Origin of the sequence: Myxococcus llanfairpwllgwyngyllgogerychwyrndrobwllllantysiliogogogochensis, from assembly GCF_006636215.1 — a bacterium.
GTDB lineage: Bacteria > Myxococcota > Myxococcia > Myxococcales > Myxococcaceae > Myxococcus > Myxococcus llanfairpwllgwyngyllgogerychwyrndrobwllllantysiliogogogochensis.
This window is the reverse complement of the sequence record NZ_VIFM01000110.1, coordinates 19,053-34,217: the sequence shown is the minus strand read 5'-3', so window position 1 is coordinate 34,217 and position 15,165 is coordinate 19,053. Positions and strand designations below refer to the sequence as shown.

General features: G+C 71.0%; 9 protein-coding genes. 2 read left to right on the top strand and 7 right to left on the bottom strand.

Annotation, left to right across the window (positions count from 1 at the left end):
- Positions 1-78 precede the first annotated feature (78 nt).
- The 6 genes from FJV41_RS25460 to FJV41_RS25435 form a co-directional block, all read right to left on the bottom strand.
- A complete protein-coding gene (locus tag FJV41_RS25460; RefSeq protein ID WP_141645143.1) occupies positions 79-4,746 on the bottom strand; it encodes an nSTAND1 domain-containing NTPase in 4,668 nt (1,555 codons plus the stop codon).
- Entirely contained in the window at positions 4,743-6,578 is a 1,836-nt protein-coding gene (locus FJV41_RS25455; RefSeq protein ID WP_246137399.1) for a sigma 54-interacting transcriptional regulator, read from the bottom strand. The genes FJV41_RS25460 and FJV41_RS25455 overlap by 4 nt, the downstream gene beginning before the upstream one ends.
- 80 nt (positions 6,579-6,658) lie before the next feature.
- Positions 6,659-7,342, bottom strand: coding sequence for a hypothetical protein (locus tag FJV41_RS25450; RefSeq protein WP_141645142.1), 684 nt, complete (start codon positions 7,340-7,342; stop codon positions 6,659-6,661).
- Positions 7,343-7,347: 5 nt separating this feature from the next.
- A complete protein-coding gene (locus tag FJV41_RS25445; protein ID WP_141645141.1) occupies positions 7,348-7,839 on the bottom strand; it encodes a hypothetical protein in 492 nt (163 codons plus the stop codon).
- Positions 7,840-8,117: 278 nt separating this feature from the next.
- Positions 8,118-9,638 carry a hypothetical protein gene (locus FJV41_RS25440; protein ID WP_141645140.1) on the bottom strand — a complete coding sequence of 507 codons (1,521 nt, stop codon included), beginning with the start codon at positions 9,636-9,638 and terminating at the stop codon, positions 8,118-8,120.
- A gap of 94 nt (positions 9,639-9,732) precedes the next feature.
- Positions 9,733-11,190, bottom strand: coding sequence for a hypothetical protein (locus FJV41_RS25435; RefSeq protein ID WP_141645139.1), 1,458 nt, complete (start codon positions 11,188-11,190; stop codon positions 9,733-9,735).
- A 144-nt stretch (positions 11,191-11,334) separates the two neighbouring features.
- Between FJV41_RS25435 and FJV41_RS25430 the strand changes: the two genes are divergently transcribed.
- Positions 11,335-12,618 (top strand): APC family permease, encoded by a 1,284-nt coding sequence (locus FJV41_RS25430; RefSeq protein WP_141645138.1) that lies wholly within the window; start codon positions 11,335-11,337, stop codon positions 12,616-12,618.
- Here FJV41_RS25430 and FJV41_RS25425 read toward each other — a convergent pair.
- The gene (locus tag FJV41_RS25425) at positions 12,615-14,054 is read right to left on the bottom strand and encodes a glutamine synthetase family protein (protein ID WP_141645137.1); all 1,440 of its coding nucleotides are present in this window, start codon (positions 14,052-14,054) and stop codon (positions 12,615-12,617) included. The genes FJV41_RS25430 and FJV41_RS25425 overlap by 4 nt on opposite strands.
- A gap of 286 nt (positions 14,055-14,340) precedes the next feature.
- Between FJV41_RS25425 and FJV41_RS25420 the strand changes: the two genes are divergently transcribed.
- Positions 14,341-15,147 (top strand): alpha/beta hydrolase family protein, encoded by an 807-nt coding sequence (locus FJV41_RS25420; RefSeq protein ID WP_141645136.1) that lies wholly within the window; start codon positions 14,341-14,343, stop codon positions 15,145-15,147.
- Positions 15,148-15,165 lie beyond the last annotated feature (18 nt).

The following is a 15,165-nucleotide window of genomic DNA, read 5'->3' as shown; positions in this document are numbered from 1 at the left end:
AGATGGGTATAAGAGACAGGGGGTGAAGTGGCGGTTCTGGCCGGCAAGACTTGCCGGGGTCCGGCGAGGGTTGCCGTTTCAGGGGCGCGGCGTGGCGCAGACGCGCAGGCCGATGAGGGCCTCGCGCTGCGTGGGCTCCACTCGGTCCCGGTTGGCGGAGTGCGCGGTGAGGTCGCTCTGGTACCAACTGCCGCCCTGCGCGGACGGCTTGGTGGGGTCCACGCTGGAGCGGGTCCACTCCCAGACATTGCCCGCGAGGTCGTCCACGCCGAAGGGGCTGCGCGAGCGCGGGTGGCTGCCGACCTCGTCGGGTCCGAAGCCTCCGGGCTCTCGGCCATACGTCACGTCGTGGTTGGCGTCGTCCGGGGACAGCCAGTCACCCCCCGGGTAGCGTCGTCCGTCGGCGCCCCGGGCGGCGCGTTCCCACTCGTGCTCCGTGCAGATGCGCGCTCCGGGGACCTGGCCGGTGTGGTCCAGCCAGGCCACGTAGGCCTCCGCGTCCACGAAGGAGATGGCCGACACGGGGAAGCGCAGCCAGTCCTGTTCGAGACGTCGGTCTCGCTTGCCGTAGCGCAGGCGCTCTCCGTCGAGCACGCTGTAGCTGGCGGAGGCCGGCCGCAGGTTGAGGCGCCACCGTCCGTCCGGCTCCTGGGCCAGGTCCACCACCGTGAGGCGCCGCCGCGAGCCCGGCATGCGCGCGGTGCGCTCCTCGGGCGAGAGGGTCTCCAGGAAGGTGATGTACTGGCCGAACGTCACCTCGTGCCGGGCGATGAGATAGGCGCCGGTCTCCAGCTCGTGCAGCGGGGGCGAGAAGAAGAAGGCCCGGCGCAGGAATTCGCTCTCGGATGCGCCTTGGAGGAAGCGGCCGGGGGGCACGTACACGAAGCCCTCGGGGACGGCGGAGGCTTCGGGCAGCGCGAGGTCCAGGGCGAGGGTCTCGCCCGGTCGCACCAGGATGGGGGCTCGCACGGGGAAGCGACCCGGTGCCTCCACCAGAATCAGATGAGAGCCCGCGGGAAGCTCCAGCTCACGCAGCGGCGTCTGTCCCAGGTCTTGTCCGGAGGATGCCGGTGGCGCAGGTGAGTCCGAGGGCCGCGCCGTGTCGCTCGTTGGAGAGATGTCGGGGGTGGCCTTCAGCAGCCGCACCCGTGCACCCGGAGGCGAGGTGATGATGGAGACGCGCGCGGGTGCCACCAGCTTCCGCTGTCGCAGGCCCGATGTGTCGTAGGCGGCGAGGCGCGTGAGCAGTTGAGTGCGCAGCTCGGGCTGTCGCTGTCGGTCGGCACGCTCCGCGCGCTCCGCGAGCAGGTCCGCGAGGGGCTCGTTCACCCGAGGGCTTCCCGGGTCCAGGCCCCAGGCCGTCTCCAGCGCGGCCTGGGCTCGCAGCGAGAGGGTTTCGACCGCCTGCTCCTCGTCTCGGACGCGCGCCCACAGCGTCTCGGCGGCTTCGCGGCGCTCGGGGCCCGGCGTGTCGAAGAGGGCGAGGGATTCCTGGCGCAGTCGCCGCGCCGTCGCGTCCTTCTCGCGGGCATCGTCGTGGTGCCTTCGTGCTTCGTCGAGGTGCTGCGCGATGCGGGCTTCCAGTTGCGCGCGCGACTGCACGCGAGTCACCGCCACCACCGCCAGCAGCGCGAGCGGCGCCGCGATGGCCACCGTCCAGCGTGCGGCCCGGCGACGACGGGCCGTCTGATGCGAGCGGGCGAGGAAGTCCTCCTGGCCTGCTCCCTCGGGAAGCACTCCGGCGGCGCGCGCCTCGGTGAGCTGTCGCTCCGCGTAGAGCAGCTCGGAAGGTTGGCCCAGTCGTGCCCATTCGGTGGCGGCGCGAGCGAGGCGGTGCCGTATGGCGCGGCGCTGCTCATCCTGACCCAGCCAGCCGCGCAGCGTGTCCCAGCCCGTGAGCAGGCTTTCGTGCGCGAGCGTGTAGACACCCTCGCCGCTCTCGGCCTCGCCCGCCGTAAGCAGGCGACCGCGCACGAGGCCATCCAGCACCGCGCGGCCGTTGTCATCGTCGGGCCCTCGCAGCAACTCCTCGCGAGTGCGGCGCAGTCGCGTGCCCTCGGGAGTGACCAACTCCAGCAGCAGCTCCCGTGCGCGGGGACGCTGTTCCGGTCGGAGCTTCTCCACCACCGCGTCCGCATGACGGGCCAGCGCGCCCTCCACGCCGCCGAGTGACGCCAGCGCCTCGGCGGGAATGGTGCCTCGCGCGACGTCGCGTGCCTCCCACAGCGCTTCCAGCGCGAACTGCAACAGCGGAAGTCCGCCATCGGCGCGCGCGGCGGAAGTCACGAGTGTGTCGACCAACGCGGGAGACTCGAAGCGAACGCCGAGTGCGCGGGCGGGACCTTCCACGGCCTCGCGCAGTCCTCGCTCGGAAAGGGCGCGGACGAGGTACAGCGCGCGAGGAAGCTCGTCTCCCAGGCCCGGCAAGGCGACCAGGCGGGTGAGGCAGTCACTGCGCGCGGTGGCCAGCACGCGGATGCGCGGAACCCGGTGCAGCGCCAGGGCCAGCTCCTCGGCGAGCCGCGTGGCCTGGGTGGGCTCGGAGAAGGTGACGAGCTCCTCGAGCTGGTCGATGAAGAGGAGCACCGGTGGGGCGCCCGAGGGACGACGGCGCAGGGCTCGGGCGAGGGCGCCGGGTTCCTCGGTGGCCACCTGTGCGAGGAGCGCATCGGGGCCTTCCTCGAGCACGGGCGCCAGGGCTTCGGCCAGCGCCTCCAGTGGGTGCCTTCCGGGAGTCCACGAGACGATGGTCCACGCGGGGTTGTCGTCGCCACGTCCGGCGCTGGCGATGGCGGGCAGCACTCCGGCGCGACACAGCGACGACTTGCCGACGCCCGAGTCTCCCGCGAGCAGGACGAAGCGCTCGCCGCGCAGCCGGTCCAGGACCTCACCCAGCTCCGCCTTGCGGCCGAAGAAGACGCCCCGGTGCTCGGCCTCGAAGGTGCGAAGTCCCCGGTAGGGATTGCCGGAGGGCAGGGGAGAGGTGTGAGCGGACTGGGCCAGGGCCTCCAGGGCCTCGCGCAGCGCGTCTCCGGATTCGAAGCGTTGCTCGGGGGCCAGGGCGAGGCAGCGGTCCACCACGGCGGCCAGTCCGGGAGGAATGTCGAGGTCCTGCTCCACGAGCAGGCGAGGGCGCTGCTCCAGCACTGCGCGCCCGAGGTCGGACAGGGGCACGTCTTCGTGGGGCGCGGTGCCAGTGCATAGCTCGTGGAGGAGCACGCCCATCGCGTAGATGTCGCTGGCCCGGCTGGCCTGCTCACCGCGCCAGAGTTCGGGTGCGAGATAGAGCGGCGTGCCGGGCACGGTGAGCGGGAGGGGCGAGGGTCCTCGGTGCGCGGGGGGCACTCCGTCCCAGGGCCCACCGGGAGACGAGTCGTCGCGAGGGCTCGCGACCTCGCGATGGTCCGTCGTCGGCCGAGGTGCTCCGCTTTGTGCTCCGTGCGCCGAGGGAGCCGAGTCTTGCGACGTGCTTGATGGATGCTCGTTCGCGAGAGCATCTTGTGAATGCGGCGCTGACGGAACGGCGAGCCGCGGGCGCGTCTCCGATGGCTGCCCATGCGCGACGTTCTCGCGAGGAGGCCCTACTGGACGCGTCTCCGCTGGCTGTCCTGGCGCGAAGTCCTCTCCAGGAGGCGCCATAGGACGCGTCTCCGCTGGTTGCCCTGGCGCGGCGTCCTCGCCAGGGGGCGCCACGGGACGACTCTGCGCTGGCTGCCCAGGCGCGATGTTCTCGCCAAGAGGTGCTACTGGCCGCGTCTCTGCTGGCTGCCCTAGCGCGACGTTCTCGCGAGGAGGCGCCATGGGACGCATCTCCGCTGGCTGTCCTGGCGCGGCGTTCTCGCCAAGAGGCGCCATGGGACGCGTCTCCACCCGCGACGCTGGCGAGGTGGCGTCGCCAGGAGGCGTCATGGGCCAGGGCTGCACCAGCGCGTTGAGCGGGGTGGCGTCGCCAGGTGGCGTCATGGGACGCGTTTGCACCTGTGCCTTCGGCGTGGTGCCCCCGCCAACATGTGACACCAGGCGCGTTTCCACATCGGGCTCCGTGCCCCCACGCGCGTCCTCCCCGCCAGCTCCCCGTCCCGTGTCGAGCGTCTCGCGCGGTGCCTCTCGCTGTCCCGTGTCGCGCGTCGCGCGCGGTGCCTCTCTCCGTCCCGTGTCGAGCGGCGCCTCTCGCCCCGCGTCACGCGCGTCTCGAAGACCCGCTGTGCTCGTTCCCCCCGTCCACACCAGCGCGCGAGGACCGTCCTCGCCCGTCCACGACTCCGCGAGCCCGAAGTCGAGCAGCTTCACCTCACCTTCTTCGGAGAGGATGGCGTTGGCGGGCTTGATGTCGCGGTGCAGGACCCCGCAGCGGTGCGCCGCCGCGAGCCCGCGCGCGAGTCCAATCCCCAGCACCAGCACCTGCCGCCCGTCCATCGGACGCCGCAGCGTATCCAGCGGCTCGCCTCGGATGAGCTCCGACACGAGATACGGCTGGCCGCGCACCTCGCCCACGCGGTGGATGGCCACCACGTTGGGATGCTGGAGCCGGGCAATCGCCCGCGCCTCCTGGAAGAACCGCGCGCGTGCCACCGCGTCCGGCAGTCGCCCCGCGGGCGTCGCGATGAACTTCACCGCCACCAGCCGGTCCAACAAGGTGTCCCGCGCGAGAAAGACCTGTCCCATGGCGCCACGCCCCAGGGGGCGCAGCACCTGGTACTCCTCGAACTCGCGGGGGGGCTCCAGCAGCCCGGGTGGCGCGCTCATTCCGGCGAGGTGCCTCGGCGCGCGGAGCGAGGTTGCAGTCCCAGTTGCTTCAGCTTGAACGAGAAGGTCCGGATGGGCATTCCGATGAGCGCCGCCGCGCGCGTCTGCACGCCCTCCGCCGCCTCCAGCGCCTCCTGCATCCTGCGTCGCTCCAGCTCCCGAATCTCCTGCGCCAGCGGCAGCCGGGGCCGATGCGCCGGAGCCAGCGCATGCTCCGGTTCAGGCTCCACCACCTCCGCCTGCGCCGCCGTCCGCCCGCTCGACATGCGCGCCGGCAGGTGGTGCGGCTCCACCACGTCGCCCGTCACCGCCGCCGCCACGTAGTCCATCAGGTTGCGCAGCTCGCGCACGTTGCCCGGCCAGGTGTGCCGCGACAGCGCATGCAACGTGCCCGACGCCAGCTCCAACTCCCCACGCCCCAGCGCCACACAGGCCCGCTCCAGGAAGTCGCGCGCGAGCATGGGCACCTCGCGAGGCCGCTCCCGCAAAGGAGGCAGCAGCACCGTTGCCGCACCCAGCCGGAAGTACAGGTCCTGCCGGAAGCGCCCCGCCGCGACTTCCGCCTCCAAATCCCGATGCGTGGCGGCCACCACGCGGATGTCGATGGGCCGCTCCCGCGTATCTCCCACGCGCGTGATGCGACGCACCTCCAGCGCGCGCAGCAGCTTGGCCTGCGCGGACGCGGGCAGCTCGCCCACTTCATCCAGGAACACCGTGCCGCCCTGCGCGCTCTCCAGCAACCCCGCGCGCGACGTGGTGGCACCCGTGAACGCGCCGCGCTCGTGGCCGAACAGCTCGCTCTCCACCAGGCCTTCGGGAAGGGCCGCGCAGTTGACGGGCACGAAGGGACCGGAGGCGCGACGCGACCAGTGATGCACCGCGAACGCGGCGTTCTCCTTGCCCGCGCCCGTCTCTCCGCACACCAGCACCGGCAGCTCGCTCGCGGCCAGCCTGCGCAAAAGCGCGTAGAGCTGCGCCATCGCCGGGTCCGCCACCAGCACCGTGCGCTCGCCCAGCGACACCCGGGTGATGTCCTCCGCCGCCGAGGCGAAGCCCCCCGGCGCCGCTGTCCGCGCGGCCGTGCGCGCCGCGGCCACCAGCGTCTCCGCGTCACAGCCATCCGACGGACACGTGGCGGAGCCCAACCGCGCGCGAGGGCACGCACTCAAGAGCGCCTCCACGCGCTCCCCCATCCCCTCCTCGCCTGGATCTCCCGACACCTCGGGCAACAGCCACAGCAGGTGCTCACCGTCCAGCCAGCCCGCCGCCTCCGCGGGCCCCGCGTCCGAGCCCAGCACCGCCTCCACCGCCTCGCGCTCGGAGGAGCCCTGCTCGGCCAGCGCGAGCGTCAGCACCGTGAGCGGCCGGCCATAGCGCAGCGCGCGTTCCACCTCCTCGCGCAGCTGCCCCATCAACCGGTCCGCGTCGAGCGCCCTGCGCGCGGGCATGGGCCGGCGCTTCGCCCGCACCACCGCCACCACCGCGCCGAAGGAGAGCACATCTCCCGACAACAGCGGCCGCGCATCCTCGAGCTGGCGGCCGTTGATGGACGTCCCATTCTGGCTGCCCAGGTCCACCACCCGCGCGCCCTCGTCCGTCACCAGGATGCGCGCGTGACGGCGCGACACGCTCTCGTCCTTCAGCTTCAGGTCCGCCTTGTCGTCGCGGCCCACCAGCACCACGCCCTCGGCCGGCAGCGGGAAGCGCCACGACGACTCGCCCTCCAACACCAGCAGGTACGCCGCGCCCGTCCCGGAAGGCTCCGAGGGGGTGCCGATGGGGCGGGTGTCTCGAGCACTGGGAGGCGGAGCGGACATCGAGCGGTCGTCCATGCTGGCACGCCCGCGTCGAGTCGAGCAACCCAGGGGTACCCAGGAAACAAGGAGCCGCTTGGGACCCGAGCGAAGGATGCTCACTTGCGCAGCGTCATGGGCAGACGCTCTCCCGCCCGGGAGAGGTAGACGCGCGAGCTTCGGCGGCCCCCTTCGTTCTGGGGACGTACGACGGCCTGCCCCCGCAGGCCCTGTACGCGCAACAGCGAGGTCAACAACTCCGCCTGGGCATCCCCGTTGTCATGCTCCACCTCCAGCGTGCACAGGTGGGTGCGGCACTCCACGCGGGTGAGCCGCGAGCCCGTGAAGTCCGGGCCCTGAAAAGAGCGGGTGACGAGCGATTCGGTGGGGACCGCCCACTGCGTGTCCCGAGGCTCCGTGTTCGCGGCGGCCTCCAGCTCCGCGTCCAGCTCCATCACCCGCTCCCGCCGACGCTGCTCCTGCGCCGCCTGCTCGGCCTCCTTCGTGGGCGCGGTGTCCGGGCCCTCGGAGCCCTCCTCCTTCGCGGTGACGCTCCCCCCCGGAGGCGTCGCCGGCGCATGGGGCTGCTGCTCCAGGCGGCCCTGTGCGCGGCGCAGGGCCTCCAACTCCGCGCGCAGCGCGCGCACTTCCTGCTCCAGGTCCGCTGGAGGTCCGGTGTGAACTTCCGCGACGGCCGGAGGTGTCGCGCCCTGCATGGGCACATCCCCCCTCAGACTCCACACTCCGGCGACGGCCACGGTGGCTCCAGCCAACCCCAGGACTCCCCAGCGGACCTTGGACATGGTGGCTACTCCGAGATGTAGAAGCTGGAGAGCGTGGACTGGAAGCCGGAGTAGGGGCCCGGCAGCTCGCAGCGCAGGGCGATGTAGCCGTTCACGGACGCGAAGGCCGTCGCCAGGTTCAGCGAGATGGTCTTCGGGTTGGCGGTGTCGGCGCCGGCGGTGCAGCCGGAGTCAGCGGTGATGGCCGTCCCGTCGGGCTCGGTCAGCGTCGCGGTGCAGCAGACGTTCTCGGTGAGGTGCGGGTCTCGCGCGGTGATGAGGAAGGAGACGTTCTCGTTGAACGACGGGGCGACGACGTTGCGCTGCACGGGACAGACGACCTCGATGGCGCCGCCGGTCTGGTTGATGAGCCGGCCGCTGCGGAAGATGCTGGGCGCGGCGAAGCCCGACACGGACGTGCACAGCGCGCCCGCGTAGGTCGCGGGACCGGCGACCGCCGGCAGGGCACCGAGCAGCGCGAGCGCCGCCACCGACTTCTTGAACGTGTTCTTCGTCATGGGATTTTCCTTGTCCTGCGCGCCACCCCCGAGATGTCGCGTCATGCGCAAACCCGGGTGGCGTGCTGGGACAGGGAAGAGCAACGAAGATGCCAGCGCCTGTCGGCCCGCCTTTCGAGGGAGGGGACGCGCCCCCCCGGCAGGAGTTGCCGCACGGCGCGGTCTTCGGACCGGCAAGGCTTGCCGTCCCCGGCGAAGCTTGCCGGGGTGTGAATGACGAAGCCCCGGCCACCCTACGGGCACCGGGGCTCCAGGCTCACGACAGGGGTTGTCGCGGGCTACTTCGCGGCGTCGAGCTGTGCGACCTTGCTCTGTGTCTGCAGCGCCGGGGGCGAGGCATTCAGCGTGCCCAGGTACAGCCGCCCGTGGAAGCCGTCCGGCCGCGCGGCGTCGAAGAGCTGCACGCCCTCGTTCACCTTGGAGAGCTGCAGCGCCTGATTCGTCGGGCTGATGGCGAAGACGTTGCACTCCACGTCCTCCCAGACGCTGTAGCGACAGGCGAACTGGGTGCCGCGCTTGAAGCCCACATCCAGGGCGCGCACGGACGAGGGCAGGGCCCGGGCCACGCGCGCGCCGAACGGCTCGAAGTCGCCGTCCCAGCCCACCTTCGCGGTGCGCGCGTGCACGCTGCCGGTGAGCACCAGCGTCCAGGACTGGGCGCGCTTGGACTGGAAGGCGAGCAGGTGTTTGGCCATCTGCGCCTCGCGCTCGTTGCCCTGCACCTTCTCCCCGTCGATGGCGGCCAGGGCCACGTCCTTGCCGGAGACGCGCAGGCGGCGCACCTGCTCGACGAGCCAGAGCATGGCGCGGCTGCTGCGACCGTCCTGGTACACGCGGCGCCAGAAGGCGCTCTCCGACAGCAGCTCCTGCGCGTCCTCGGACGTGCCCTCACTGGCGAGGTAGCGCTCCAGCAGCGGCTGCTCGGAGATGGGCGCCGACAGGGCCAGCGTCACCGGCAGCCCCTTCGACGTGGCCTCGCACAACATCCGCAAGGCGGTGGACGGCACCTCCTGGGTGCCCAGCGGGTCCGCGACGAACAGCACCTGCCCCGCGGCCAGCAGGGGGCTTGCGCCCTCCACGGGCTCGCCGCACTCCGCCGCGCGGACCGTGCCCGCCTCGCCCGTCTCTCCCCAACCCTCCATCATCACCGAGCGCATGGGCACCGGCGCGTTGCCGCCCACCAGCTCCAGCGCCGGCACCATCTCCAGCCGCTCGAGGAGCTGCCGCTCGATGCCCAAATCGCGCACGCCGTGCACCATCCGGAAGCGCTCCATGCCCGGCGCGTTCGGGAACGGGTCCTCGAGCGCGACCTGCCGGCGGAAGCCCTGCGCGTTGGTCTCGGTCCGGAAGGCCTCCAGCCGCGCATCCAGGGGGTTCGAACTCTGGTCGGAGAGCAGGTCCCTGTTTATCGAGCCCGCCACGCGAGGCCCCTGCTCCACGACGTTCTCCATCTCGTTGTAGCTGAGCCGGAAGACGCGGACGAGCGTCTTGCGAGGCCCCAGCCGCTCGCCCTTGACGTAGTAGCGCTCGAGGGTGCGCAGGTTCTTGTTGTTCTTCCCGGGCTCGTGCGCGGAGGAGAACAGCTCCAGTCCGCCGTCCTTCTCCAGCACGTCGTAGCGCTCCGACTCCAGGATGCGCCGGGCCGTCATCATCGCGTCCTCGACGGGCACCAGGTACACCGTCTCCTCGACGGGGGTTTCGAACTGGCCTGTCTCCGGGTTGATGTTCGACCCGAGCGGACGGGTGAGCGACGCACACCCCGTGAGCATCAATCCCAGCAGCAGTCCGTACCGGCGCATCTTGGCTCCCTGTTCCAGGCGTGAGCTGCCCGGTGCGTCACTCCCACGCAAAACGCCCGGCGGCCGGCGAGTATATCGCGGCCTCCCGCACGGCTCAGTGCGTCGCCCGCGCGGGTGTGTCGACAGGGGCACGGGCCTGGGCGTGCAGTGCGGGCGGCGATGCACTCAACGCGCCCAGATACAGCCGGCCGTGGAATCCCTCCGGAAGGGGCGCGCCGAACAGCTCCAGGCTCGCGGGCTGGCCCACGGGGTGTCGCGTCTGTTTCGAGGGGCTGATGGCGAAGACGTCACACTCCACGTCCTCCCAGACGCTGTAGCGACAGGAGAACTGGGTGCCGCGCTGGAAGCCGATATCGAGCGCCTGGACGGAGGGCAGCTGACCTGCGAGCCGTGCGCCCAGCGGCTCGAAGTCGCTGTCCCAGCCGACCTTCTGCGTGCGCGTGTGTGTGCCTCCGGCGAGCACCAGCGTCCACGCGGGGGCGTGCTGGCGCTGGAAGTCGAGCACGTGCCGGGCCATCCACGCCTCGCGCTCGTTGCCGCTCGCCTTGTCGGCGTCGAAGGCCAGGAGCGACACGTCCTTGCCGCTGGCGCGCAGGCGGCGCACCTGTTCGATGAGCCACAGCATGGCGCGGCTGCTGCGGCCATCCTGATACACGCGTCGCCAGAAGGAGCCGTTGCCCAGGAGCGTCTGCGCGTCGCTCGCGAGTCCGGCGCTGGCCAGGTAGGCGTCGAGCAGGGCCTGCTCGGTGGAGGGAATCGACAGGCCGAGCACCACGGGAAGTCCCTTCGCCGTCGCGTCACAGACCAGCCGCAGCGCGGCAGAGGGCACCTCGCGCGTTCCCAGGGGGTCCGCGAGCAGCACCGTGGCGCCCGCCGTCATCACCACGTCCGTGCCGGCCAGGGGCGCGCCGCAATCGGGTTCGGGGACGGACGCCGGGGCTTCCTCCGCCCACTCCTCCATCATCACCGAGCGCACGGGCACGGAGGCGTTGCCGCCCACCAGCTCCAGGGAGGGCACCATCTCCAGCCGCTGGAGGAGCGTGCGCTCGATGCCCAAATCCCGGTTGCCGCGCGCCAGGCGATAGCCCTCCACCTGGGGCGCTCCGGCGAAGGGGTCTCTCTTGAAGGGATTGTCCACGCCGTCCGCGTTCCGGTGCGCTTCTTCCCGGACACCGGCGGCCAGGGGCGGCGTCTCCGCCACGGTGTCGATTTCGCTGTAGGAGAGTCTGAAGACGCGGACCAGCGTCCTGCGCTCGCCCAGCTTCTCGCCCTTCACGTAATAACGCTCGAAGTTGCGGGAGCCGGCGCTGCCCTTGCCGGGCTCATGGGCGGAGGTGAACAGCTCCAGCCCGCCTTCCTTCTCGAAGACGTCGTAGCGCTGCTCCTCGAGGATGTTGCGTGTCATCGCCATCGCATCGGCGAGGGGGACCAGGTAGACGGTCTCCTCTTTCGGCGCGGGCTCGCCCGCCTCGTCGATGGGGACGCCCAGGCCGCGCGAGAGGACCGCGCACCCCGAGCACACCAGCCCTAGCATCACCGCCATCCAGCGCATGGGAAGCCTCCATGGGCGCCCGGCCGCTCGCGACTCCCGGCCGCCCGCCTGTCACTCGACACGGAACGCTCCGGCGCTCCGGCTATATCGAGACGCGAGGGGGTGGGTTGGTGCCGGGGCCGTGGCTGTAGTGAACTGCGGTCCGTGCCCGCTCCCCTCGCTGTCTCCGCCGCGTCTCAGGAACGGACGGTCGGTCCGCTCCAGCTCCTCGCCCTGGGCGTCAACGGCATCGTCGGTGTCGGCATCTTCTTCGCGCCCGCGGAGGTCGCCGCGACCACGCCGGGCATGGGCGCGGTGCTGGCCTTCGCGCTCACGGGGCTCTCGCTGATTCCCGTGGCGCTGGCCTTCGCGGTGCTCGGTCGTCGCTTCGACGCGGATGGGGGGCCCGTCGTCTTCGCGCGGGCGGCCTTTGGCGAGCGAGTCGCCTTCCTCGTCGGCTGGGTGGCCTACGTCAGCGCGTTCCTGAGCACGGCCGCCGTGGTGGCGGGACTGTCGCAGGCGGTGGCTCCGTCGCTGGGGCTGGAGGGGCCGGTGGGGCAGCGCCTGCTTGCCTCCGCGCTGGTGACGGCGCTCGCGGCCATCGTCGCCTCGGGCATCCAGGTCTCCGCGCGGACGTGGACATCGCTCACGGTGCTGAAGCTGCTGCCGCTGGCCGCGCTGCTCATCGCGTTCTCACTCGCCTCGGGGCCCCGGCCCGTCATCGCGCCCACGTCGGGGCTCGCGGATGGCGCGTGGCTGCGCGCGGGGCTCACGGTGATGTTCGCGTACCAGGGCTTTGAAATCGTGCCGGTGATTGCCGGACAGGTGCGCTCGTCGGAGCGCAGCGTGCCGCTGGCCACGGTGGGCTCGCTCCTGGGCGCGGTGCTCTTGTACGTGGGGCTCGTCTGGGCGTGTGTCGCGGCGCTGCCGGAGCTCGCGACGAGCGCCGCGCCCCTGGCCGCGGCGGCGGGCGTGTGGGGCGGGACGGGCCTGTCGAGGGTCGTGTCGGCGGGCACCAGCGTGTCCGCGCTGGGCATCTGCGTGGGGATGATGGTGACGACGCCGCGCTACCTGTCCGCGCTCGCGTCGGGAGGCCGGTCGCTGTTGGGGCTGGAGGGCATGTCACCCCGGGGCGTGCCCCTGCGGGCGCTGGCCGTCACGTGGGGCGCGGTGCTGCTCTTCGTCAATCTGGGGAACCTGTCGGAGCTCTTCGCGCTCTCCAGCATCGCCGTGCTGATGCAGTACGGCGTCACGGCGGCGGCGCTGGCGTGGCTCTCGTGGAAGCGTCAGCGGGGCCTGCGGCCGGTGCACGCGATATTGGCGGTGCCCACGCTGGGGCTCGGCCTGACGCTGGTGGCGTTCGGCGCGAGCCTTCGGGAGGCCGCCACCACCGGAGTCGCGGTGGTGGCGGGCCTGGTGCTGCTGGGGCTGTCCAGGCCGAGGGCCTAGAACTGGCTCCAGAGGTACTGGTTGGTGATTTCGTGGTGGAACTGGATTTCGGACGTCTTCACGCGGGCGCCCAGCTGCTTGGGGCAGCGCTCGGCGGAGGCCGTCTTCAGCTCCGCGAACTTGGACTGCACGTTCTCACCCAGGATGTTGGCGATGAACGAGCTGCCCTTGAAGAGGCGGATGGCGTCGAAGATGTTGTCCGGCAGGAAGCGGGTGCGGCTGCGCTTGGACTCCGCGTCCTCCTGCGGCTGCGGGCCCTCCAGGCCGGTGCGGAGCAGGGAGTAGAGCACCAGGTAGGGGTTGGCGTCCGGGGCGACGGAGCGGCACTCGACGCGCGCCGAGCGCTCGTTGCCGTAGGGGATGCGCACCATGGCGCCGCGGTTGTTGGCGCTGGCCTTGATCTGATTCGGGGCCTCGTAGTGCGGGTCCAGGCGGCGGTACGCATTCACGCTGGAGTTGAGGACCAGGCAGATGTCGTTGGCGTTGGTGAGCAGCCGGTCGATGAACTCCCAGCCCATGGGGCTCAGGTTGTCCTGGCCGGCCTTGTCGTAGAACAGGTTCTTGTTGTTCTTCGACAGCGACATGTTCATGTGCATGCCGTTGCCGTTGACGCCCGTCACCGGCTTCGGGAGGAAGCTGGCGGTGGTGTCCATCTGGGCTGCGACCTGGCGGCACAAGAGCTTGTAGAGCTGAATCTGGTCCGCGGAGATGAGCGCCTCGCTGTACGAGAAGTTCATCTCGAACTGGCTGGGGGCGACCTCCGGGTGGTCCTTCTCGTTCTGGAAGCCCATGGCGCGCTGGGCCTCGGCGGCCTTGTCGATGAAGGCGCGCAGCGGGTCTCCGGGCAGCGAGTGGTAGTAGCCACCGGTGGAGATGAAGTCGAACTTGCCCGTCTCGTGGTAGTGGCGCTCGGCGTCACGGCCCTTGAAGAGGAAGCCTTCGACTTCGGGCGCGGCGTGGAAGACGGTGCCGTCCTTCTGGTACAGCGCCTCGGTGATGCGCTTGAGCTGGCCGCGCATGTCCGCGTGGTACGGGCTGCCGTCGCGCTCCAGCACTTCGCTGAACACCAGCACCTTGCCGGGCCCGAAGATGTCGGAGGGCAGCCAGTAGAAGGAGCCCCAGTCGATGTTCAGCCGCAGGTCGCTCTCCGACTGCTGGGAGAAGCCGCGGATGGAGGAGCCGTCGAAGGTGAGGTTGTCGGCGCTCTTGAGCAGGAACTTCTTGTCGTAGTCCAGCATGTGCAGCCGACCCTCGAGGTCGGTGAAGCACACGGTGACGGCCTTCAGGTTGCGCTCGTCGGTGAGGTACTTGATGCGCTCCTCGCGGACCTTGTCGGCGGCCACGTGCTGGACGCGCTGCTCCTTCACCTTGAGGTTGCGCTCCTCCAGCTCGTCGTAGGGAATCTCCAGGAAAGTCCGCAGCCCCTTCGTCTCCATGTGTCCGTGCCTCCAGGCCGGTGACCGCCGTCAAACGGCGGCAGCGAATCCGTGGGCGCAGGTATTTACATTTGGCGACGGGAAATCAAGCCTAAATTTGCGCGAGTGAAGGCTAAATCCTTGGTCTAAAAACGTTTAAAGCCCGTTTGGCAACACTTGGGAGGGCCTCCGGGAGGGTGGGAGTGACGTCCGAAGGACACTTGGACGCCCTGGGAGCTTGCCTGCCCGGGAGGGCCATGGACGGGCACGGCTTGTGAGGGCCCTGGCGCCTCTTGAAAATGCGGGCATGAGCTCGCTGTGGATTCTCGAGGAGGCGCCTCCCGCGCCGGATGCACGCATCAGCTATGGCCCGGGGCCGCACCACTTCGGGGAGCTGCGGCTTCCGTCGGGTCCGGGGCCTCATCCCGTCGTCGTGGCCCTCCACGGGGGCTTCTGGCGCGCGAAGTATGACCTCGCTCACCTGGGCCACCTGTGCGCCGCGCTCACCGCGAGCGGCTTCGCCACATGGAGCCTGGAGTTCCGACGCATCGGCCACGAAGGCGGTGGCTATCCCGGCACGTTGGAAGACGTCGCGCTCGGCGCGGACTTCCTGCGCACCCTCGCGCAAGCGCATCCCCTGGACCTCTCCCGCGTCGTCTTCCTGGGACACTCCGCGGGCGGCCACCTCGCGCTGTGGCTCGGGGCACGTCACCGGATGCCCGTGGGAAGCGCGCTGCGCCGCGAGGACCCGCTGCGCCCTCGCGGAATCGTCTCCCTCGCGGGCCTGGCTGATTTGACGCGCACCTACGAGCTGGGGCTGAGCGACCGCGCCGCGGAGCTCCTCCTCGGCGGCTCCCCCTTGGAAGTGCCCCTGCGCTACCAGCGCGCCTCGCCCGCCGCGCTCCAGCCCCTGGGTGTTCCCCAGGTCATCCTCCACGGCTCCGAGGACGACACCGTCCCCGTGGCGATGAGCGCGGACTACTGTGCCCGGGGCCGCGCACATGGCGACGATGTGCGCTGTGTCGTGCTGCCCGGCGCGGGCCACTTCGAGGTCGTCGACCCACGCTCACGCGAATGGCCCCAGGTGGTGGACGCCGTGCGCTCGCTGCTCTGAGCGCAGGCCCATCTGGAG

Excerpts from the sequence above, each read along its gene's own strand:
- FJV41_RS25460 (WP_141645143.1), bottom strand. The coding sequence starts at position 4,746 with ATGAGCGCGCCACCCGGGCTGCTGGAGCCCCCCCGCGAGTTCGAGGAG.
- FJV41_RS25455 (WP_246137399.1), bottom strand. The coding sequence starts at position 6,578 with ATGGACGACCGCTCGATGTCCGCTCCGCCTCCCAGTGCTCGAGACACC.
- FJV41_RS25450 (WP_141645142.1), bottom strand. The coding sequence starts at position 7,342 with ATGTCCAAGGTCCGCTGGGGAGTCCTGGGGTTGGCTGGAGCCACCGTG.
- FJV41_RS25445 (WP_141645141.1), bottom strand. The coding sequence starts at position 7,839 with ATGACGAAGAACACGTTCAAGAAGTCGGTGGCGGCGCTCGCGCTGCTC.
- FJV41_RS25440 (WP_141645140.1), bottom strand. The coding sequence starts at position 9,638 with ATGCGCCGGTACGGACTGCTGCTGGGATTGATGCTCACGGGGTGTGCG.
- FJV41_RS25435 (WP_141645139.1), bottom strand. The coding sequence starts at position 11,190 with ATGCGCTGGATGGCGGTGATGCTAGGGCTGGTGTGCTCGGGGTGCGCG.
- FJV41_RS25425 (WP_141645137.1), bottom strand. The coding sequence starts at position 14,054 with ATGGAGACGAAGGGGCTGCGGACTTTCCTGGAGATTCCCTACGACGAG.
- FJV41_RS25420 (WP_141645136.1), top strand. The coding sequence starts at position 14,341 with ATGAGCTCGCTGTGGATTCTCGAGGAGGCGCCTCCCGCGCCGGATGCA.